This window comes from Pseudobutyrivibrio sp. ACV-2 (assembly GCF_900107545.1).
Classification (GTDB): domain Bacteria; phylum Bacillota; class Clostridia; order Lachnospirales; family Lachnospiraceae; genus Pseudobutyrivibrio.
Window position 1 is genome coordinate 41,386 of the sequence record NZ_FNQZ01000017.1, and the last position, 17,921, is coordinate 59,306.

At 40.4% G+C, this 17,921-nt stretch carries 17 protein-coding genes; 1 reads left to right on the forward strand and 16 read right to left on the reverse strand.

The features are described 5' to 3' along the window. Window positions 1-114 precede the first annotated feature (114 nt). The 11 genes from BLV53_RS17675 to ispE all read right to left on the reverse strand — a co-directional run bounded on the left by BLV53_RS17675 (window position 115) and on the right by ispE (window position 12,965). On the reverse strand, window positions 115-2,886 hold the full coding sequence (locus tag BLV53_RS17675; RefSeq protein ID WP_090302018.1) for a carboxylesterase family protein: 2,772 nt from the start codon (window positions 2,884-2,886) through the stop codon (window positions 115-117). Between the two features lie 165 nt (window positions 2,887-3,051). Beyond that, window positions 3,052-3,390: a PqqD family protein gene (locus BLV53_RS14170; protein WP_090302020.1), complete on the reverse strand. Its 339-nt coding sequence runs from the start codon at window positions 3,388-3,390 to the stop codon at window positions 3,052-3,054. Continuing rightward, entirely contained in the window at window positions 3,380-5,260 is a 1,881-nt protein-coding gene (locus BLV53_RS14175; protein ID WP_090302022.1) for an OPT family oligopeptide transporter, read from the reverse strand. Before BLV53_RS14175 ends, BLV53_RS14170 begins: the two co-directional genes overlap by 11 nt. 264 nt (window positions 5,261-5,524) lie before the next feature. Continuing rightward, entirely contained in the window at window positions 5,525-6,679 is a 1,155-nt protein-coding gene (locus BLV53_RS14180; protein ID WP_090302024.1) for an FprA family A-type flavoprotein, read from the reverse strand. Window positions 6,680-6,852: 173 nt separating this feature from the next. Continuing rightward, window positions 6,853-9,255, reverse strand: a complete 2,403-nt coding sequence (locus tag BLV53_RS14185; protein WP_090302026.1) for a hypothetical protein — start codon at window positions 9,253-9,255, stop codon at window positions 6,853-6,855. A gap of 234 nt (window positions 9,256-9,489) precedes the next feature. Further along, on the reverse strand, window positions 9,490-9,693 hold the full coding sequence (locus BLV53_RS14190) for a hypothetical protein (protein ID WP_090302028.1): 204 nt from the start codon (window positions 9,691-9,693) through the stop codon (window positions 9,490-9,492). A gap of 88 nt (window positions 9,694-9,781) precedes the next feature. Next, window positions 9,782-10,339, reverse strand: a complete 558-nt coding sequence (gene efp, locus BLV53_RS14195) for an elongation factor P (protein WP_015548742.1) — start codon at window positions 10,337-10,339, stop codon at window positions 9,782-9,784. A 160-nt stretch (window positions 10,340-10,499) separates the two neighbouring features. Beyond that, window positions 10,500-10,949 (reverse strand): CYTH domain-containing protein, encoded by a 450-nt coding sequence (locus BLV53_RS14200; protein ID WP_090302030.1) that lies wholly within the window; start codon window positions 10,947-10,949, stop codon window positions 10,500-10,502. Between the two features lie 12 nt (window positions 10,950-10,961). Further along, window positions 10,962-11,372: a YwiB family protein gene (locus tag BLV53_RS14205; protein ID WP_090302032.1), complete on the reverse strand. Its 411-nt coding sequence runs from the start codon at window positions 11,370-11,372 to the stop codon at window positions 10,962-10,964. Window positions 11,373-11,392: 20 nt separating this feature from the next. After that, window positions 11,393-12,067, reverse strand: a complete 675-nt coding sequence (locus BLV53_RS14210; protein WP_090302034.1) for a GntR family transcriptional regulator — start codon at window positions 12,065-12,067, stop codon at window positions 11,393-11,395. Window positions 12,068-12,083: 16 nt separating this feature from the next. Beyond that, window positions 12,084-12,965, reverse strand: coding sequence for a 4-(cytidine 5'-diphospho)-2-C-methyl-D-erythritol kinase (ispE, locus tag BLV53_RS14215; protein ID WP_090302036.1), 882 nt, complete (start codon window positions 12,963-12,965; stop codon window positions 12,084-12,086). Window positions 12,966-13,164: 199 nt separating this feature from the next. Here ispE and BLV53_RS14220 point away from each other — a divergent pair, with 199 nt between their 5' ends. Beyond that, on the forward strand, window positions 13,165-13,833 hold the full coding sequence (locus BLV53_RS14220; protein WP_090302038.1) for a hypothetical protein: 669 nt from the start codon (window positions 13,165-13,167) through the stop codon (window positions 13,831-13,833). A gap of 61 nt (window positions 13,834-13,894) precedes the next feature. On the opposite strand, the gene BLV53_RS14225 is transcribed toward BLV53_RS14220, so the two are convergent. The 5 genes from BLV53_RS14225 to pfkA form a co-directional block, all read right to left on the reverse strand. After that, complete coding sequence (locus BLV53_RS14225) at window positions 13,895-14,752, reverse strand: undecaprenyl-diphosphate phosphatase (protein WP_090302040.1); 858 nt, start codon at window positions 14,750-14,752, stop codon at window positions 13,895-13,897. Between the two features lie 223 nt (window positions 14,753-14,975). Next, on the reverse strand, window positions 14,976-15,680 hold the full coding sequence (locus tag BLV53_RS14230; protein WP_242879115.1) for a GTP pyrophosphokinase: 705 nt from the start codon (window positions 15,678-15,680) through the stop codon (window positions 14,976-14,978). 93 nt (window positions 15,681-15,773) lie between these two features. Continuing rightward, window positions 15,774-16,037, reverse strand: coding sequence for a hypothetical protein (locus BLV53_RS14235; RefSeq protein ID WP_090302042.1), 264 nt, complete (start codon window positions 16,035-16,037; stop codon window positions 15,774-15,776). Then, window positions 16,034-16,846 carry a TrmH family RNA methyltransferase gene (locus tag BLV53_RS14240; RefSeq protein ID WP_090302044.1) on the reverse strand — a complete coding sequence of 271 codons (813 nt, stop codon included), beginning with the start codon at window positions 16,844-16,846 and terminating at the stop codon, window positions 16,034-16,036. Before BLV53_RS14240 ends, BLV53_RS14235 begins: the two co-directional genes overlap by 4 nt. After that, a complete protein-coding gene (gene pfkA / locus BLV53_RS14245) occupies window positions 16,824-17,816 on the reverse strand; it encodes a 6-phosphofructokinase (protein WP_090302045.1) in 993 nt (330 codons plus the stop codon). Before pfkA ends, BLV53_RS14240 begins: the two co-directional genes overlap by 23 nt. Window positions 17,817-17,921: the final 105 nt, after the last annotated feature.

Genomic DNA, 17,921 nt, shown 5'->3' on the forward strand with positions numbered 1-17,921 from the left:
TTGTATAAATCTTCTTTTCTATTTTACCCTTTAATAGAGGATAAAGAAATCGATTTTTGCTGAAGTGATGATTTCATTTTTATTAGGATTATTTTTGTCTTCTTATAGTTGCCTTTATTCGTGTAGTAATTCTATTGTCGAAAGCTGAGTATTTCCATTTCCTTTGAATCGTAAATAAAGGGCTGAGACTCCGTCCTCTGGTTGGAACTTGCCTTCATATTCGGTCCAAACATTTGCAAAATCTATTTCCACCTTTCCAAGGACTTCACCGTCAATTGATTTTAGCACCTCAAAGGTTCCAGCACCGTACCCACGGGTCTTAATTCTGATTCCTTTAACACCCTTGAAATCAAAATACTTGAAGCCGATTACAGTTGTATCTGTAATGTCCTTAATATAGCTATCCTCATGACCTGATGTGCCGTACTCCTGCACGATTCTTGGGTTAGTCTGCTCCACATATATTCCTGTCTTATCGTTGAAAATGTTGCAGGCGATATATGATGGATATTCTCCAATATCTGAAAGTGGGCCATCGTTTAAACCACAGGAAGTGATCTCCACCTGAGGGATGCTGCCATCAGCATTGAAATGAATCTTTTCTGCGCAGCCCTGTCTTGAAAGCCAGGTTCCATTAGTGTGTCTATGATAAAAGATATACCAATCATCACCAATCTGAACTATGCTTCCGTGATTGTTTGCCCCTGGGCAGGTTGGCATATCCGCAGGCTTATAGCTATCAATATGTAAATCAGAGTTGCTTACAATCACACCGCCATATGTAAATGGGCCAGCTGGTGATTTTGATGTTGCATAGCAAAGCTCGTGCATCACCTCTGATGAATAGATGAAATAATAGGTGTCATCATGTTTTCTGATAGATGGTGCTTCAAAGAATGCATGTCCCTCAAAGCCTGTGCCTGCGCTATAGCAATTGCCTGGAGCGATAATCTCAGGAGCCTTTTTGATGGTCAACATATCAGGGCCAAGCACTGTAAACTGAGCGCCTGTTCTGCTCTTATCCCCCTGTCCACAGAAGCCTGTGTAGAGATATGTTTCATCCCCTTCTGTAAGTACCCCTGGGTCAAACTGTGGCTCGTCACCTTCTCTTTCACCAAGTCTATTACCATCTTCATAATGAACATAGCCATAGAATGTGTATGGGCCTGCCGGTGTATCGCTGACTGCAACAGATACCACACTTACCTTATCCAAAACGTAGAACAGATAGTATCTTCCATCTGATCCTACTGTAACGTCCGGCGCATAAAGACACATATGGCCATCTTCATTGAGTGGGTCGTCAGTCTTTTTATAAATCACACCTTCATAGTGCCAGTTTCCCAAATCATCAACTGGTGCTGACCAGCACACATAATCTCCCAAGCAGAAGGCTGCACCATTATACAAATCATGAGAACCATATACATACACTCTGTCACCAAACACGTAAGGCTCTCCATCAGGAATGTATTCCCAGTTTGGAAGATATGGATTTACAGCCTGCTTTCTGGTGTTTTGACGAATACCACCTTCTCTTCTGGCCTTTGCCCCCTGACTTAAAAACTCCATTTCATCTTTTTTATCAAGGCTAAATGGCTCCCATTTCGGAAGGGTATTTCTATCACGTCCTGTTCCGTTTGGATTTGCTGTCTTTATGAAATTGGCAAAATAATCACACATCTGTCTAGCCAAATCATAATGTCTGCCCTCATATGGGCGGTGGCACTTGCCCAGACTCTCGAAAAAGAACCACAGATCTACTGAATGGAAATTGCCTGGATAATCCACTCCATCTCCTGGAATATCTGTATCAAATCGATAATAATAAAGCTTTCTTGTAGGGTTCTTTTTCAAAGCATCATTAAATGCACTCTTAACTGAATGCTCCACCATATTGATTTTATCCACTAAAAATTCATCTGATGTGTTTCCTGCGATAACTGGAACATCAGCACAATCACCATTCACAAAACGCTCGACAGGGTCACTCTTGCAGAATACCCCATCCATGATAGGAAACATTCTAGGATGATTCTGAACAAATCTGTTATAGCCATTAAAAATTTCATCAGCAGATAAAGCTCTTGCTTCTGCCAAGGTCTTAACACCCAATGATGCAAAAAATTCTTCTCCTAGTTTTTCTGCATCTTTAAGACTCAGTGGTCTAAAAATATCTACATCAGGATTAGGCATACGGATGATACCGCTTAGAATAACAGCCCCCTTAACGATATCCCTGTTGTCCTCACAAACCAGCTGATTCATTGTGCTGGCACCACCGGCAGACTGACCTGCAATCACAATCTGATCTGGGTCTCCACCAAATGCTGCAATGTTTCTATATACCCAGTGAAGGCCTGCCTTTTGGTCTAAAAGTCCAAAATTTCCTGGAGCATCAGGGGCTTCCTTTGTGATATCAGGATGAGCCAGATATCCAAAGCAGTTCAGTCGATAATTCACACTGACAACAACCACACCTCTTCTGGCAAGTCTCTCTCCGTCAAATTCCATCTCTGCTGTGTATCCCCACTGGAAGGCTCCTCCGAAAAACCATACCAATACAGGAAGCTTTTCATCCTTTGCTTTTGCAGGGGTCCACACATTTAAATACAGGCAGTCCTCGCTGTCTTCAAGCCCTGTGTCCACATGCCATTCTCTGTCATACAGACCATCGCCACCCTGAGGAACATCCTGCATGGAAAGTGGGCCAAACTGAAAGCACTCCCTTACCCCTTCCCAATCCTCTGCTGGCTGTGGCGCACGAAATCTGTTCTCCCCAACAGGTGGAGCAGCAAAAGGAATCTTTTTATATACTGTCACTCGCGGGTCAGTTCCTGGCAAGCCACGAACTGCACCATTTTCTACTACTGTCTCTCTAAGCATTACATTATTCTCCTTATACCTTCCCTATTATTTCATGTTATGTACTCATTATAAGTATCAAAGGAAAAATTTAGGGTGGGCAAACAATAGGTTTTTCCGGTCAAATTAAAGAATTCTTCTCATAAAAAAAGATTGATTACCACCTGGATAATCAATCTCTAAAAATTACTTTATTTGACTTATGAAGCCAACCTGGCTGAGCTGTTTCATGTAAACACTTAATCGCTCATAAAGTGGCTCTGCTTCTTCTCCAAAATTTTCATGAACAAGCTGACCGATTTCATATACATCTCGCTTGCCATCGATTGTTTGGAAAATAAAACTGCCCATACCTTCTAGTGTGATTTTAGACACCTTAGGCTTTTTGAAAAACTTTTGGGCTATTCTGTTTGTAAATCCTTTATTCTCCATTTCGACGATGACCTCGCCGGACTCATTACAAGTCCAAGTGAGGTCATCATTTACTTTGAAGACATAGTCTAAAAAGTTGTCTTTATTTTTCATTCTTCTTTCCTGTTGCTGCTTTATATACAGCAAAAGCAACTAAAACAATAAGAATAAGTGCTGGCACATTACCTGTAGGAATTACTGAGCTTAAGTTAATCTTGTCTGTAATGCCTGCTACTGTAAGGATAGCAAGAAGTACACCTATGATACCCTCACCAGCAATAAGTCCTGAACAGAAGAGAATACCCTTTCCTGACTCATCCTTCTGCTCACCAAACTTGAAATCAGCATACTTGCGGATAAGACCACCAATCATGATTGTAGCTGAAAGCTCAAGTGGAAGGTAAAGACCAATTGAAACAGGAAGTGCTGCTACACCAAGGATCTCGATTGTGATTGAGATGAACGCACCGATGAAAATAAGTGCCCATGGAAGATTTCCATTCATAACACCTTCGATAATCATCTTCATCATTGTAGCCTGTGGAGCTGCAAGCATGTCTGAACCAAATCCATAAGCTGAATCAAGAAGAACCATAACACCACCGATTGCAAGAGCTGCTGCAACAGTACCAAGGATTTCACCAATCTGCTGCTTCTTTGGTGTTGCACCAAGGATATAACCTGTCTTTAAATCCTGTGAAGTATCACCTGCCATACAAGCTGCGATACAAATGATAGAACCGATTGCGATGGCACCCTGCATTCCGTGAACGCCTGTGTCACCAATAACCTTAAGGCAGATTGTTGCGATAAGGATTGTAGCGATTGTCATACCAGAAACTGGGTTGTTTGAGCTACCTACAAGACCAACCATACGTGAACTTACAGCACTGAAGAAGAAACCGAAGATAACGATGATGATGGCACCAAGAAGTGTAACAGGCACTGCTGGTACAAGCCAGATAGCAAGGATAAGAACTACAATACCACCAAGAACAATACGGATGTCCATATCAAGTGCTGTACGCTCTGTAGATGTAGAACCTGCTGTCTTGATGCTCTTGATTGAATCTACGAATGTTCTAACGATAAGTGGAAGTGTCTTAATAAGTGAAATGATACCAGCTGCTGCAACGGCACCTGCACCAATGTACTTGATGTAGTTTGACCAGATTGCTGCTGCACCTGCAGATGCATAAAGTTCTGCAACTGAAACGCTTGCTGGGTACATAACGATGTCGCCACCAAATGTAACGATAGCTGGAATAAGTACGAACCATCCAAGGATACCACCTGCAAACATATATGCAGAAATACGTGGTCCACAGATATAACCAACTGATACAAGTGCTGGGTAAACCTCAGCAGAAAACTCTGTCTTAAGTGCTTCAATCTTTAAAGTGAACACTGACTGAATAGCGCAAAGTCCATCAACAACGAACTTTATAACAGCACCGATTCCCATACCAATGAATACAGATTTTGCAGAAGAACCACCTTCCTCACCTGCAAGAAGAACCTCAGCACAAGCTGTTCCTTCTGGATATGGAAGCACACCGTGCTCCTGTACAATAAGTGCACTACGAAGTGGAACCATGAAGAATACACCAAGAAGTCCACCGAAGAGGGCGATTACTGTGATGGTAATAAGCGAAGGTGTTTCCATAACGCCTTCCTTTGCCCAGATGAAAAGTGCTGGCATGGTGAAGATAGCACCTGCGGCAAGTGACTCACCTGCAGAGCCTACTGTCTGTACCATGTTGCTTTCAAGGATTGAATCCCTTTTCATAATAACTCGGATAACAGCCATTGAAATAACTGCTGCTGGAATAGAAGCAGAAACAGTCATACCAACTCTAAGTCCAAGATATGCATTAGCAGCGCCAAAGATTACTGCAAGGAGAAGACCCATGATAATAGATGTAGGAGTCATCTCAGGAGTAACCTTGTCCGCTGGAACATAAGGTTTAAATTGCTTTTCCATATTATTTATCTCCTTTACTAACTTTAAACCGAATGTTTCTATTATATACACACTTTAAAGTGTTTGCAATTTGATGTGTTAAAGCGCTAAAGTGGCAACTCCATGTAGGAGAACAATGCTCGTTTTGATGTTGAAAAGGCGTTTGAATATATCTAAGTATTTTCAATATCGGTCAAGCCTATACTCATTGAAAATACTAAGATATATTTCAAACGCCTTTAGCCTAGTCTATGTACATTGTTCCTCGTAAGGACTTTTATACTTCTATAAATTTTTTACCAGCTCATCCATTACAGCTTCGCTGTCACTGTTAAGAGTAGACTTAATAGATACCACTGGCTCAACGAACTCCATGTTTTTCATTGGCTCTAAAATGGCTTTCATGCATTTAGCTGCCTGTGGTGCCCAGGTACCGTTTTCTACAAAGCCAACCTTACGGTTCTGATAGGTCTTTGCTGCAAGATGATGAAGGAAATCATCCATTGGTGAGAAAAGATTTCCATCGTAGGTTGCGGCACAGCAAATCATTTTATCAAAGCGGAATGCCTGTGCTACGGCCTCAGAGATTGGCTCACGACACACATCCATAAGTAGTGTCTTGTGACCTGCCTGCTCAAGCTTTTCCTGAAGCTTAAGAGCTGCTTTTTTGGTGTTACCATGGATGGAAGCTACAGCGATAAATACGCCCTCTTCTTCAGGCTTGTAGCTACTCCAGGTGTTATAAAGATCGATATAATAGCCTAAATTTTCTGTGAGGATTGGACCATGAAGTGGGCAGATTGTCTGAATATCAAGAGCTGCTGCCTTTTTCAACAATCCTTGTACAGATGCACCATACTTACCCACAATATTAAGATAATATCTACGGGCTTCATCAATCCATGGTTCATCTACATCAAGTGCACCAAATTTACCAAAGCCATCTGCTGCAAAAAGTACTTTTTCTGTACTTTCATATGAAACCATTACCTCTGGCCAGTGAACCATTGGCGCCATTGCAAATGTAAGTGTGTGTGTTCCAAGCTCAAGTGTATCACCTTCTGCAACCACATGCTTTCGTGATTCAAAAAGAGCTGACTCCATAAACTGCCCCATCATAGTAAATGTCTTGACGTTACCTACTACAGTTGTGTCAGGATATTTCTCCAGGAAGGTCTTAATAGAACCGGAATGATCTGGCTCCATGTGATGTACCACCAAATAGTCAGGTGTCTTGCCAGCAAGCTCTTTTTCAAGATTTGAAAGCCACTCGTCTGTTACTCGTGGATCTGCGGTATCCATAACGGCAATTTTATCATCCATAATTACGTATGAATTATAAGAAACTCCGTTAGGCACTGGATACTGACTTTCAAATAAATCAATAGTTTTGTCATTACAACCAATATACTTTATTGCATCGGAAAAATTAACGCTCATGATTTCCCTCCTCCTATTCTATATCACAATATTACCAAAAATCTTAATCTGTGAATAGTTCCTTAAGAAAAAAATAGACCCTCTGGTTTCCCAAAGGATCTATTTTCTATTCTAATGTCGCATTATTAAATAGTTTTAGCCAGTGACTCTTCAAAATGAATTTTCCATCAGCCCTATTTTCTAGGCATATCCCTTTTAACTATTATCTTAACTATATCACTCAGGATTTCCCCAAAGGTTGCAGTTCTTACTGTGGTACCAGTATCTTCTGTTTTTCTTGCCTCCTCACGCAACTTTATATCTGTAATCTGCGCTTTTTCCATATCTACATAAATTGAACCGACTGTAGTATTGGCATATGATAAGAACTCTTTACCTGAGGCTTCAATTCTCTTTCCTTCCATAACATAGGTGTGCTTAGTTGTTAAATAGTCAATACCTTCATTCTTTGCATCGTATAATACCTTAAGAATTAAGTCTCTTCTAGTTGAGAGGGGAGCGTTTTTATATACGTTATATTTAGCACACTGATTTAAGATAATATCTGCTTTTCCTTGTAATTCTGCAACATCAGCATAATATTCTCTCAACTGTTCATCATCGTAGATATTCTGCTTCTGTTCCTGTTTTGGAGTAGTCTCCTGGTCATCAGATTGTCCAGAATCTGAATTCTTACCGTACGCTTTCATAAAGGCATCCATAATCTCTTTATTAGTATATTTGCCATTATTTCCGCTTCCGTCACCACCTAGTGCCTTGTCTACCATAGGAATCATTTCAGCACCAAGCTGTCCAACCTCTTCAGGTGTAAGATTCTTTGTTATCTTTGAAACATCGCCACCTAATGCCTTACCAAATACAGCATCAAGCCCCTTATCTACACCGCGATCAATAGCCTTATCTAATGCACCTTTTGCCTTATCTAAAACATAATCCCACGCTGGACTACTCTCATCTTTCTTACCCTCAGACTTTGAAGAATTGCCATTCTCAGACGCTGGAGTTCCGCAAACCTTATTATATGACTTTGTAAAGGCATCCATTAGCTCTTTATAACTAAACTTACCATTATTTCCGCTTCCATCGCCACCTAGAGCCTTGTCCACTATTGAAACCATTGATCCGCCAAATTTACCTAAATCACCAGATGTAAGATTTTTAGCTGCTGTCATAAGATCTCCGCCTAGAACTTTATCAAAAAGATAATCTATGCCCTTATCGACACCTTTATCAATAGCCTTATCAATTCCCTTATCTAATGCGCCTTTTGCCTTATCTAAAACATAATCCCATATTGGATTAGTTCCAAAACCAATTTTGTCTAGTGGTGGAAGATCTTCGTCTTTCTTATCTTCTGTCTTTGTTTCTTCTGGAATCTTATCTTCTTTTATTATCTCATGGCGAGTTTCAACTACTTCAGGTAAGTCGTGCTTTTGTTCGTCTATCTTAGTCTCCTCTGTTTTAGACTCCTCTGTTTTAGATTCCTGTTTTGTTTCTTCTTTAGACTCTTCCTTCTTTGTTTCCTCGACCTTTGTCTCTTCAGCCTTTGTCTCTTCCTGCTTTGTTTCTTCGGCCTTTGTCTCTTCCTTCTTTGTTCCTTCAGCCTTTGTCTCTTCCTTCTTTGTCTCTTCCTGCTTTGCTCCCTCGGCCTTTGTCTCTTCCTTCTTTGTTTCTTCCTGCTTTGCTTCCTCGTCCTTTGTCTCTTCCTTCTTTGTTTCTTCCTGCTTTGCTTCCTCGGCCTTTGTCTCTTCCTTCTTTGTTTCCTCAGCCTTTGTCTCTTTCTTCTTTGTTTCCTCAGCCTTTGTCTCTTCCTTCTTGTTTCCTACTACCTTAGCTTCATTATCATTTTGAGCATCAGATCTTGAATCACTTACCTTATCAGGAACCTCTGGCTGTGGTTCCTCTTTTTTGTCATCATAACCTGGAACAGGTGCTGGCTGTGGTTTTGTGTTATTAATCTTATCTATTGTAGCCTTCTTAGATCTATCACCAATGATTATTGACTTTGCTTCATTTCTTGCATTCTGCTCAGCATTCTTTCTGGCAGTGCTTGTGATTTCATCCATCATCTCTTCTGCCTTAGGATTCTGCTGATTTCCATCGGTACCATAATAATTAATAACTACGTTATTGTTGTTTGTAATCTGCTGATTATTATTTGTGATAGTCTGATTGTTATTAATAACTTGATTATTATTTGTAACCTGGTTATTATTTATTGTCTGCTGATTATTGTTTGTTACCCGGTTATTATTGGTAACCTGATTGTTATTTGTTACCTGATTATTATTGGTAACCTGATTGTTATTTGTCGTCTGCTGATTGTTATTTGTTGTCTGGTTATTATTGGTAACCTGATTGTTGTTGGTTACCTGATTATTATTTGTTGTCAGTGTATTGTTACTATTTGTTGAAACATTTGTTACTGCGCAGCACACATTCTCATTTGAAACTTCAACCACCTGATTTGGTGTATCAACCTCACATGCCAATGCTACTGTTGATGCACTAGACATCATTACTATTGCTGCTAAACCACCTGCTAATAATCTTACTTTGTTCATTCTTGTTTTCATACAATCTGTTCCTCCAATTTCAATTTTTTCTATGTTTTGTTGGTTTGTTATCTTTTTGATGAGGCAATCATAGCAGTAGTATTATCACAAAAATATCACACGATATAATCTTTTTTCAGTTTTCTTTTGTAATGACCAAAAAACCTCTGTAAATTCATACAGAGGTTATAATTTTAGTGTGTAATTATTTATACAAAAAAAGCCCCTCGACATAATGTCGAAGGGCATACAAAACTATTTACCTGCGAGTCTGGTTACGATTGAATCGAGGGTATCACGAGGCACTGTGCCGTCACGATACAGTTGATTGATAGTGCTGTCACTTCCAAGAAGCGCTGTAGCATCAAGCCATGTACCTTTTTGGAATTCTTCATCAAATACAGCAAATATTTTTCTGTTTTTTAAAAGCTGTGATAGCGGGTATTCTCTGTAATCCATAACATAACTCACCTGTTAATCCTATTCAGCTCTCATTCGCAGGACGATATAATCTACATCTGCCAATAAGAGTTCTCCCTAAATAGAATTAAACTCTTGAAAGGTACTCTCCTGTTCTAGTATCAATCTTGATTGTTTCACCGTTCTCAACGAAAAGAGGAACGTAAACAACTGCGCCTGTCTCAACAGTAGCTGGCTTTGTAGCGCCTGTAGCTGTATCACCCTTGAAACCTGGCTCTGTATCTGTAATCTGAAGCTCTACGAACATTGGAGGCTCAACTGAGAAAATTGAACCATTGTGTGAAAGCATCTTTACGATTTCGTTTTCCTTAACGAACTTAAGAGCATCACCAATCTGATCTGCTGTAAGAGCTACCTGATCGTATGTCTCAACATCCATGAAGTTGTAAAGCTCACCGTCGTTGTAAAGGTACTGCATATCCTTACGATCGATACGAGCTGCTGGGAACTTTTCTGTAGGACGGAAAGATGTTTCTGTAACACCGCCACCCTTGATATCCTTAAGCTTTGTACGAACGAAAGCTGCGCCCTTACCTGGCTTTACGTGCTGGAACTCGATAACCTGATAAACCTTATTGTCCATCTCGATTGTCATACCGTTTCTAAAATCACCGGCTGTAATCATTATAAAATCCTCCTTTAAATGCACACCCTACGTGCCTTTTGACCATGTTCACTGGCTTATAGCCACAATTGTATACAGTATTTTACTTCAAAATTCCAATTTTTTCAAGAAGTTTCTGCCCATATAACTATTTTCCTCTTGACAAAATGGTACAAAACCTTTACTTAAGAGGATTTCCAAAAATCATATTACTATTGTGATAGCGACGGTCACTTGTAACATCTTCTCCGAACCATTCTGGAGCCACAAAAGCATCTGCAGCCTCTACCGACTCAAACTCAACCTCTGCCATAATCAAATCTTTCATATGACCATCAAAAACATCCAGCTCTATAGTGTGACCTTCAAATGGAATCATATATCTGCGTTTTGTGATAGGATATCCATCGATTTTTTCCAAAAGATGCTCATAGGCTTCTTTTGTCAGCGCTGCCTCGATTTCCTCCCTAGCCATGAGCCCGCTGCCCTTGTAGGTAAGAATATATTTATCATTTTTCTTTCGTATTCTCACAACCGGGCTGGTGGATAAATAACCTTGCTCAATATCCACGTATTCATATTTAGATAAATCCGGCAATTCCTTTACCAGAAATTTTCTTTCGATTTCCATAGAACTCCTTTATTAAAACTGTAATACTATTTCCATTTTGGTCTCGATAGGATTTGGACCGGTGATAATGTCATAATCAATTATCAGCTTCAGGCCATTTTTCTGCTCAACCACCTCGTAGCGTCTAGTGAACACCTGAAGGTTAATCATACCAAAAGGGGTGTTGTATTCGTTGGTGGTTTGCTTTCCTGGCATAAGCTCAAGCTTTGAACGAAGAGCTCCCTTTTGAGTCATAAAAAGGCTTCGTCTATCAAAAGTAATCAAACAGTCTATCTGGCCGTCCTCTGAATCTCTGGAGTAGGACACATATCTGCGATCGTCTCTTTCCATAAAAGTGCCACTATACTGGTCCATTATATGTTCCTGCTCTCCACCCATATTCTGGATGGAATTCAGGTTTACTTTGCATTTTTGTCCTGCCATAAATAGTCCCCTGTTAAGTTTTATTTTTGTTCTCTGATAACTTCCCTGACTGCATTTATCTGATTTGAAAGATGTGTATGCATAATATTTTGCAGGAAGTTTGTGTCTCGTCTGTCGAAGCCCTCGATTATTGATTTGTGCTCCTCGATGAGCTGTGAATATACTGAAGGATTTTTAACGTATTCGTATCTGTAGCGATACATTTGCTCTCTAGCTGAATTGATGATAGCTTCAAGCTTTGGATTGGCAGCTGCTGCATAAATCACATCATGGAAGGCTTCATCTGCTTCAACGATTTTGCGCACATCATCTGTGCGTGTAGCAGCTTCAAAGGCTTGCATTGCTTCCTTTAATTCAACGAACTGCTCATCTGTCATACGTTTGCAGGCACAGGCTACAGCAAGTGCATCCAAGGCATCTCGAACCTCAAGAACATCCTGCAAATCCTTTTCTGTCATTTTGGCTACCTGCGCTCCCTTGCGTGGAATTGTTACTGCAAGACCCTCCTGCTCAAGCATTCTGATAGCTTCTCTGATAGGCGTTCTGCTGACACCAAGCTTTGTGGCAAGGTGCATTTCCATAAGTCTCTCCCCCGGCTTAAGCTCGCCCTTTAAGATAGCTTCACGAAGAGTGTTAAATACAACATCTCTAAGTGGCAAATAATCGTCCATTTGAAGGGTAAGATTTTCTGTCATTATATATTCTCCTTTTCTAACGGTTGTTTACCGTGTTAAACAGTGTTGTAAGGTAAAGTTGTTTTACCATTCCGCTGGCTGTAAGGGCTTCCTTAGCCTTTCGGGCCGTCTTATTATCTTCGAAGAAGCCAAACACTGTAGGACCACTTCCGCTCATCATTGCTCCAACCGCCCCATTATCCAACATATTTTGTTTGATGTCGGAAATGATTGGATGCATAGGTATAGTAACCTCCTCCAATACATTTCCCATGTGTGAGCATAATGCGTGTAAGTCCTTTGATTTTATGTCTGTGATAAGCTGATCTATGTCAGGATGTGTCACAGTATCAAAACGAGAATCTAAGGCCTCGTAAACCTGCTTTGTTGAAACTGAAATGCCAGGCTTTGCTATAAGCACCGGACATTTAATCATTGGAGGAAGAGGGCTTAACACCTCTCCTATTCCTTCTGCTAAGGCTGTGCCTCTCATAACACAGTAAGGCACGTCGGCACCTAGCTTTACCCCTCGATCCATCAAGTCTTTTCTTGAAAGACCAAGGTTAAAAAGTTTATTAACTGCAAATAAAACTGCCGCTCCATCAGTAGAGCCACCAGCCATACCAGCAGCAACAGGAATGTGCTTTTCAAGGTTGATTTCCACACCCTGCTTAATATCAAACTCATTTATCAACAATTTGGCTGCTTTAATGCACAGATTATCATCATCCAACGGAAGGAATCTAAGATTTGTCTTCATAGAAATAGAGCCATCATCTGTTTTGCTGATGGTGAGCTTATCGAAAAGATTGACTGTCTGCATAATCATGCGGACCTCGTGATACCCGTCCTCTCTGATACCTGTAACATCAAGACCGATGTTGATTTTTGCTAATGCTTTTACATCAATACTATCCATAACTAATATTGCACTTTCTTGTACTTTGTATTCAATCTTTATAAATTATAACAATCAAATCGTATTATTACAACCAGTTTGTATTAAAATAAATACAATCTAGTGGTAATTTTTTCTCAAGTAGTTTCCGATAATAGGATTAGGAAAAGGATTTCCATGAGGTTTTTAATATAGACCAATGTAACAAGGAGGTTTTCATATGGATGTTAATATTTTAAGTAGTGTTACTTCTAACATTTCTAGCACATATTCCCCAAAAACTGAGCCTGAAAAAGAAACTAAAGAAGCAGAAGCCCCTGAGGCTGCAAGAGCTGAAGATAAAGCCACAAAGTTTTCCGATACTGCCGCTGTATATGAAAAATCAAATGAGGAGGCTCCTAAAAAAACTGAAAGATTTTCAAAGGGTGACCGCACTGCTATTGTTGAGCAGTTAAAGGCTGAGCAGGAAAAAATGACTAACAATCTGTTAGAAATCGTAAAGAAAACTATCGCCGGTCAGGGAAGCACATTTGCAATCGCATCCCAGGATGACATGTGGAAATTCCTGGCGGAAGGAAAATTCACAGCTGATGCTGATACCATCGCAAAAGCTAAAGAAGATATTTCTGAAGATGGATATTGGGGCGTAGAAAAGACCTCTGAGAGAATACTCGAATTTGCAAAAGCTTTAACTGGAGACGACCCGGAACAGGCCGACAAAATGCTTGCTGCATTTAAAAAGGGATATGAACAGGCCACTGGAACCTGGGGAAAGAAGCTTCCAGATATTTCCTCTAAGACCTACGATGCAGTAGTAGAAAAATTCGATGCATGGAAAAATGGTGAGAAAACAGTAGATACCGATGAAGTAGTTAAAACTGAAGGATAAATAATAAAATCCCTTGATTATGGCTTGTAACCTTAATCAAGGGATTTTTATTTGTCTTATCTTATCCAATTATTCCTACAAATCCACAAACGAGTACGATGATTCCAAGTACAATTCTGTACCATCCAAATACTTTGAAATCATGCTTTCTGATGTAATCCATAAGGAATTTAATTACAAACATTGAAACTGCAAATGCAACTACCATGCCTACGATGAGTATTGCTGCTTCCATTGCTGTAAAACTAAATCCAAACTTTAAAATCTTGAGTAAGCTGGCTCCCAGCATAACTGGAATTGCAAGGTAGAAGGTGTATTCCGCTGCAACTGTACGGGCAACACCGATTATAAGTGCACCTACGATTGTAGCTCCTGAGCGGGATGTTCCTGGGAAAATGGCTGCGATAAGCTGGAACATACCAATTAAAAATGCTGTCATATAGCTAATGTCTGCAACTGTATTTATCTTTGAATTTTTGCCTGAATGCTTTGTCTCAACCACGATGAAAGCAATACCAAAAACGATAAGTGCAATAGCCACGCAGGTTGGGTTATAGAAAAGTGCTTCAAACAAATCATCCCAAAGCAGACCTACAATTGCCGCTGGTACACATGACACCAAAATATGGAACCAAAGAACAAATATATCTTTTTTTATCCATGCACCAATACCTTTATTGCTCAAAGGTGCCGCATTATCTTTCTTGCCAAATAGCCAAATCTTATTCCAGAAAATGATTACTACCGCAAGGATAGCTCCCAATTGAATTACTACCTGGAACATGCTGTAAAATTCTTCAGATACATCAAGCTTTACAAACTGATCCAATAGAATCATGTGACCTGTACTGCTTATTGGAAGCCATTCTGTTATGCCTTCCACGATACCAAATAAAACCGCTTTTATAATCTCTAACATATTTCCTCCTTTTGTCTATGCCCTTGTGTTTTTTTACCTTTAGGTTTTGGCTCGCTGGTTACGGCTACAAACCATGGACCTCTACGCCTCTCTTAGATGTTCGGCTTAAGAGGTCCATGTTTTGTAGCCTACCAGCTATTTATAATCTTTTACGGGCATAAAAAAACACTGTCGAAAAATACGACAGTGTTTATGATAACATATTCGATTTATGAGCGAAACCTTAAACAGTATTTCCTTCGACAACTCTTTCCTGCCATCCGTTAACTACGGTACGGTTTTCACGCTCTCGCTCTGCTTCTTCTAGTTTGGTACGCATGATGGCGTCGTTTAGTTGAAGCATCTTTGTGTCCATCATCGAAACGATTTCTGAACATTCTCTAAGATCTCTACTGATGTAATCAGGTGCATTACCCTCAAACTTGTAGTAAATCTTGTGCTCAAGGCTGGCCCAGAAGTCCATTCCAATGGTTCTAATCTGGATTTCAACCTTTGTATCTACTGTCTTGTCTGACAAATAGATAGGAATAGTTACTAGCATATGATAGCTCTTATAACCGGATTCCTTTGGATTTTTGATGTAGTCCTTGATGGAAACTACAGTGACATCTGTCTGGCGACCAATCATTTCTGCTATCTGATAAATATCTGATGTGAATGAACATACAATACGTACACCAGCTATATCATTACAGTGTTCAATCATGCTAGGGATTGAAACCTCGTAACCATTTTTCTTGAGTTTTTTGACAATGCTCTCCGGAGTCTTTACTCTGGTCTTTATATATTCGATTGGATTATATTGATGTACCTGCTGGAATTCATCGTTAAGAATTTCAACTTTGGTACGAAACTTTTTGATGGCTGACTCATAAAGCAGCATGACAGTATTCCAGGAATTGACGCCGTCATCCGGAAACATACTCATGTCCAAATGGATCACCTCCCCGTTTATTTTCTTCAAATATATAATATCATAAATTTGAGGAAAATTTTATTAACTCTTTATTAAATATCAGCATTAATCCTCATCCAACACATGTATTTCAAGGTAGTCGAATGGAATCTCATCCACAAAATTATCCTGAGTAAATCTAGCCTTTCCGTGACGCTTAAATTCACGTATGGTGGAATCTAGCCAGACTGGTTTACTGGTGTCAAACTCATAGCAGGCCTTGTCTACCGCATTAAAAATCTTGTGGGTACGAGTCTCATCTGAGTCATCCTCAACTACGAGGTCGTGAAGGAGATGGTTGTCCTTCCATGATTTAAACCATATTTTCATTGGAATCTCCTTTGGCGTTGTGTTTCGTACATCAATATGCTGGCTGCCACTGATGCATTAAGAGACTCCAGTTGCCCCTCCATTGGTATCTTCAAGTATGAGGAAGCGTGACTTGCCATCTCATCGGTAAGTCCATTACCTTCGTTGCCTATCATAAATGCAGTAGGACCAGTATAGTCAAACTCGTCGTGGAATTTCTTTCCCTTTAAGTGAGCTGCATAGACATGAACTCCATGGTCTGCTTTTAATTTTTCAATGGTATCACCCAAATCGGAAACAATGATATGAGGCACCCTAAAAATGCTTCCCATGGTAGAGCGCACTACCTTTGGAGAATAAATATCTACAGTAGTGGTGTTCATTATGATACCGGTGGCTCCTGCTCCTTCTGCTGTACGAATGATGGTGCCCATGTTTCCGGGATCCTGAAGTGACTCCATGATAACAATATGTGCAGGTCGATTAGCTGAAACACCTAGCACATCCGAAAGAGTGAAATCCTGCATTTTAACCAAGGCAAGCACTCCCTGGGGAGTGACAGTATCACTCATAGAATTGAATACGGATTTCGCTACCTCTTCAATGTTTGCAGATGGAGCCTTTGAATTGATGTCGGCTATGAATGCCTGTCCATCTGAAGTGCCGCCAAAGCCCTCCACATAATAAACTGCATGCAAAAGCTGCGCTGGAACCTCAGCTACAGCACGAATCCCCTCAACCACAAAAAGCCTTTGAGCTTTACGCTCTCTGGCTTTTTTGTTAAGTGCTATGATGTTTTTTATTTGATTATTCTGTGTACTTGTAATCATTGTTCAACGAATTGCAAATCTGGTACTGGTATTCATCAACATCCTTGTGCATAGCAAGTGCCTCGTCGATATCGAAATCAACGAACTCACCGTGTCTATAACCAACAACGCGGTTTGTCTTGCCCTCGCAAAGAAGGTCAACTGCCATAGCACCCATTGTAGATGCATATACACGGTCCTTACATGTAGGTGAACCACCACGCTGCATGTGACCAAGAATAGTAGCACGTGTCTCAATACCTGTAGCTGCCTCGATACGCTTTGCCATAGATGTTGAGTGTCCGATACCCTCAGCGTTGATGATGATGTGGTGCTGCTTGCCCTTCTTACGGCCTTCGATGATGTGATTTACAAGCTTCTGCTCATCATAATCATATCTCTCTGGAAGTAAAACGTCCTCAGCACCGTTTGCGATACCACACCAAAGAGCGATGTAACCTGCTCCACGCCCCATAACCTCGATGATAGAGCAACGCTCATGTGATGTAGATGTATCACGAACCTTATCGATAGCTTCCATAGCTGTGTTAACAGCTGTATCGAAACCGATTGTATATTCTGTACAAGCAATATCAAGATCGATAGTACCTGGAAGTCCGATAGTGTTGATTCCGAATTTAGAAATCTTCTGAGCTCCCATGAAAGAACCGTCACCACCGATAACTACGAGTCCATCGATACCTGCTTCTCTAGCCTTCATAGCTGCCTTCTCCTGATATTCAGGATTGAGCATCTCTAAACAACGTGCAGTCTGAAGAATAGTTCCACCACGTTGAATTGTTTCTGAAACGCTGTGTGCGTTCATATCTATAATTTCACCAGCAAGAAGTCCTGCATAACCTCTTCTGATACCTTTAACTGTCTTACCTCTAGCGATAGCCTGACGAACAACAGCACGAATAGCTGCGTTCATACCAGGTGCGTCACCACCTGAGGTAAGGACACCAATAGTCTTAACCTGATCTGCCATTTAAAAATTCCTCCTAATTGTATCCCTCTTCAAACAATCCGCATATATTTTAGCCTCTTTTGGCAACGTTTTCAATAGATAATATGCACTAACTGTGTACTTTGT

Coding starts and splice junctions, on each gene's coding strand:
- BLV53_RS14170 (WP_090302020.1), bottom strand. CDS start 3,390: ATGAAAAATAAAGACAACTTTTTAGACTATGTCTTCAAAGTAAATGAT.
- BLV53_RS14230 (WP_242879115.1), bottom strand. CDS start 15,680: ATGAGTATGTTTCCGGATGACGGCGTCAATTCCTGGAATACTGTCATG.
- efp (WP_015548742.1), bottom strand. CDS start 10,339: ATGATTACAGCCGGTGATTTTAGAAACGGTATGACAATCGAGATGGAC.
- BLV53_RS14240 (WP_090302044.1), bottom strand. CDS start 16,846: ATGATTACAAGTACACAGAATAATCAAATAAAAAACATCATAGCACTT.
- ispE (WP_090302036.1), bottom strand. CDS start 12,965: ATGGATAGTATTGATGTAAAAGCATTAGCAAAAATCAACATCGGTCTT.
- BLV53_RS14225 (WP_090302040.1), bottom strand. CDS start 14,752: ATGTTAGAGATTATAAAAGCGGTTTTATTTGGTATCGTGGAAGGCATA.
- BLV53_RS17675 (WP_090302018.1), bottom strand. CDS start 2,886: ATGCTTAGAGAGACAGTAGTAGAAAATGGTGCAGTTCGTGGCTTGCCA.
- BLV53_RS14235 (WP_090302042.1), bottom strand. CDS start 16,037: ATGAAAATATGGTTTAAATCATGGAAGGACAACCATCTCCTTCACGAC.
- BLV53_RS14205 (WP_090302032.1), bottom strand. CDS start 11,372: ATGGCAGGACAAAAATGCAAAGTAAACCTGAATTCCATCCAGAATATG.
- pfkA (WP_090302045.1), bottom strand. CDS start 17,816: ATGGCAGATCAGGTTAAGACTATTGGTGTCCTTACCTCAGGTGGTGAC.
- BLV53_RS14190 (WP_090302028.1), bottom strand. CDS start 9,693: ATGGATTACAGAGAATACCCGCTATCACAGCTTTTAAAAAACAGAAAA.
- BLV53_RS14175 (WP_090302022.1), bottom strand. CDS start 5,260: ATGGAAAAGCAATTTAAACCTTATGTTCCAGCGGACAAGGTTACTCCT.
- BLV53_RS14210 (WP_090302034.1), bottom strand. CDS start 12,067: ATGACAGAAAATCTTACCCTTCAAATGGACGATTATTTGCCACTTAGA.
- BLV53_RS14220 (WP_090302038.1), top strand. CDS start 13,165: ATGGATGTTAATATTTTAAGTAGTGTTACTTCTAACATTTCTAGCACA.
- BLV53_RS14180 (WP_090302024.1), bottom strand. CDS start 6,679: ATGAGCGTTAATTTTTCCGATGCAATAAAGTATATTGGTTGTAATGAC.
- BLV53_RS14185 (WP_090302026.1), bottom strand. CDS start 9,255: ATGAAAACAAGAATGAACAAAGTAAGATTATTAGCAGGTGGTTTAGCA.
- BLV53_RS14200 (WP_090302030.1), bottom strand. CDS start 10,949: ATGGAAATCGAAAGAAAATTTCTGGTAAAGGAATTGCCGGATTTATCT.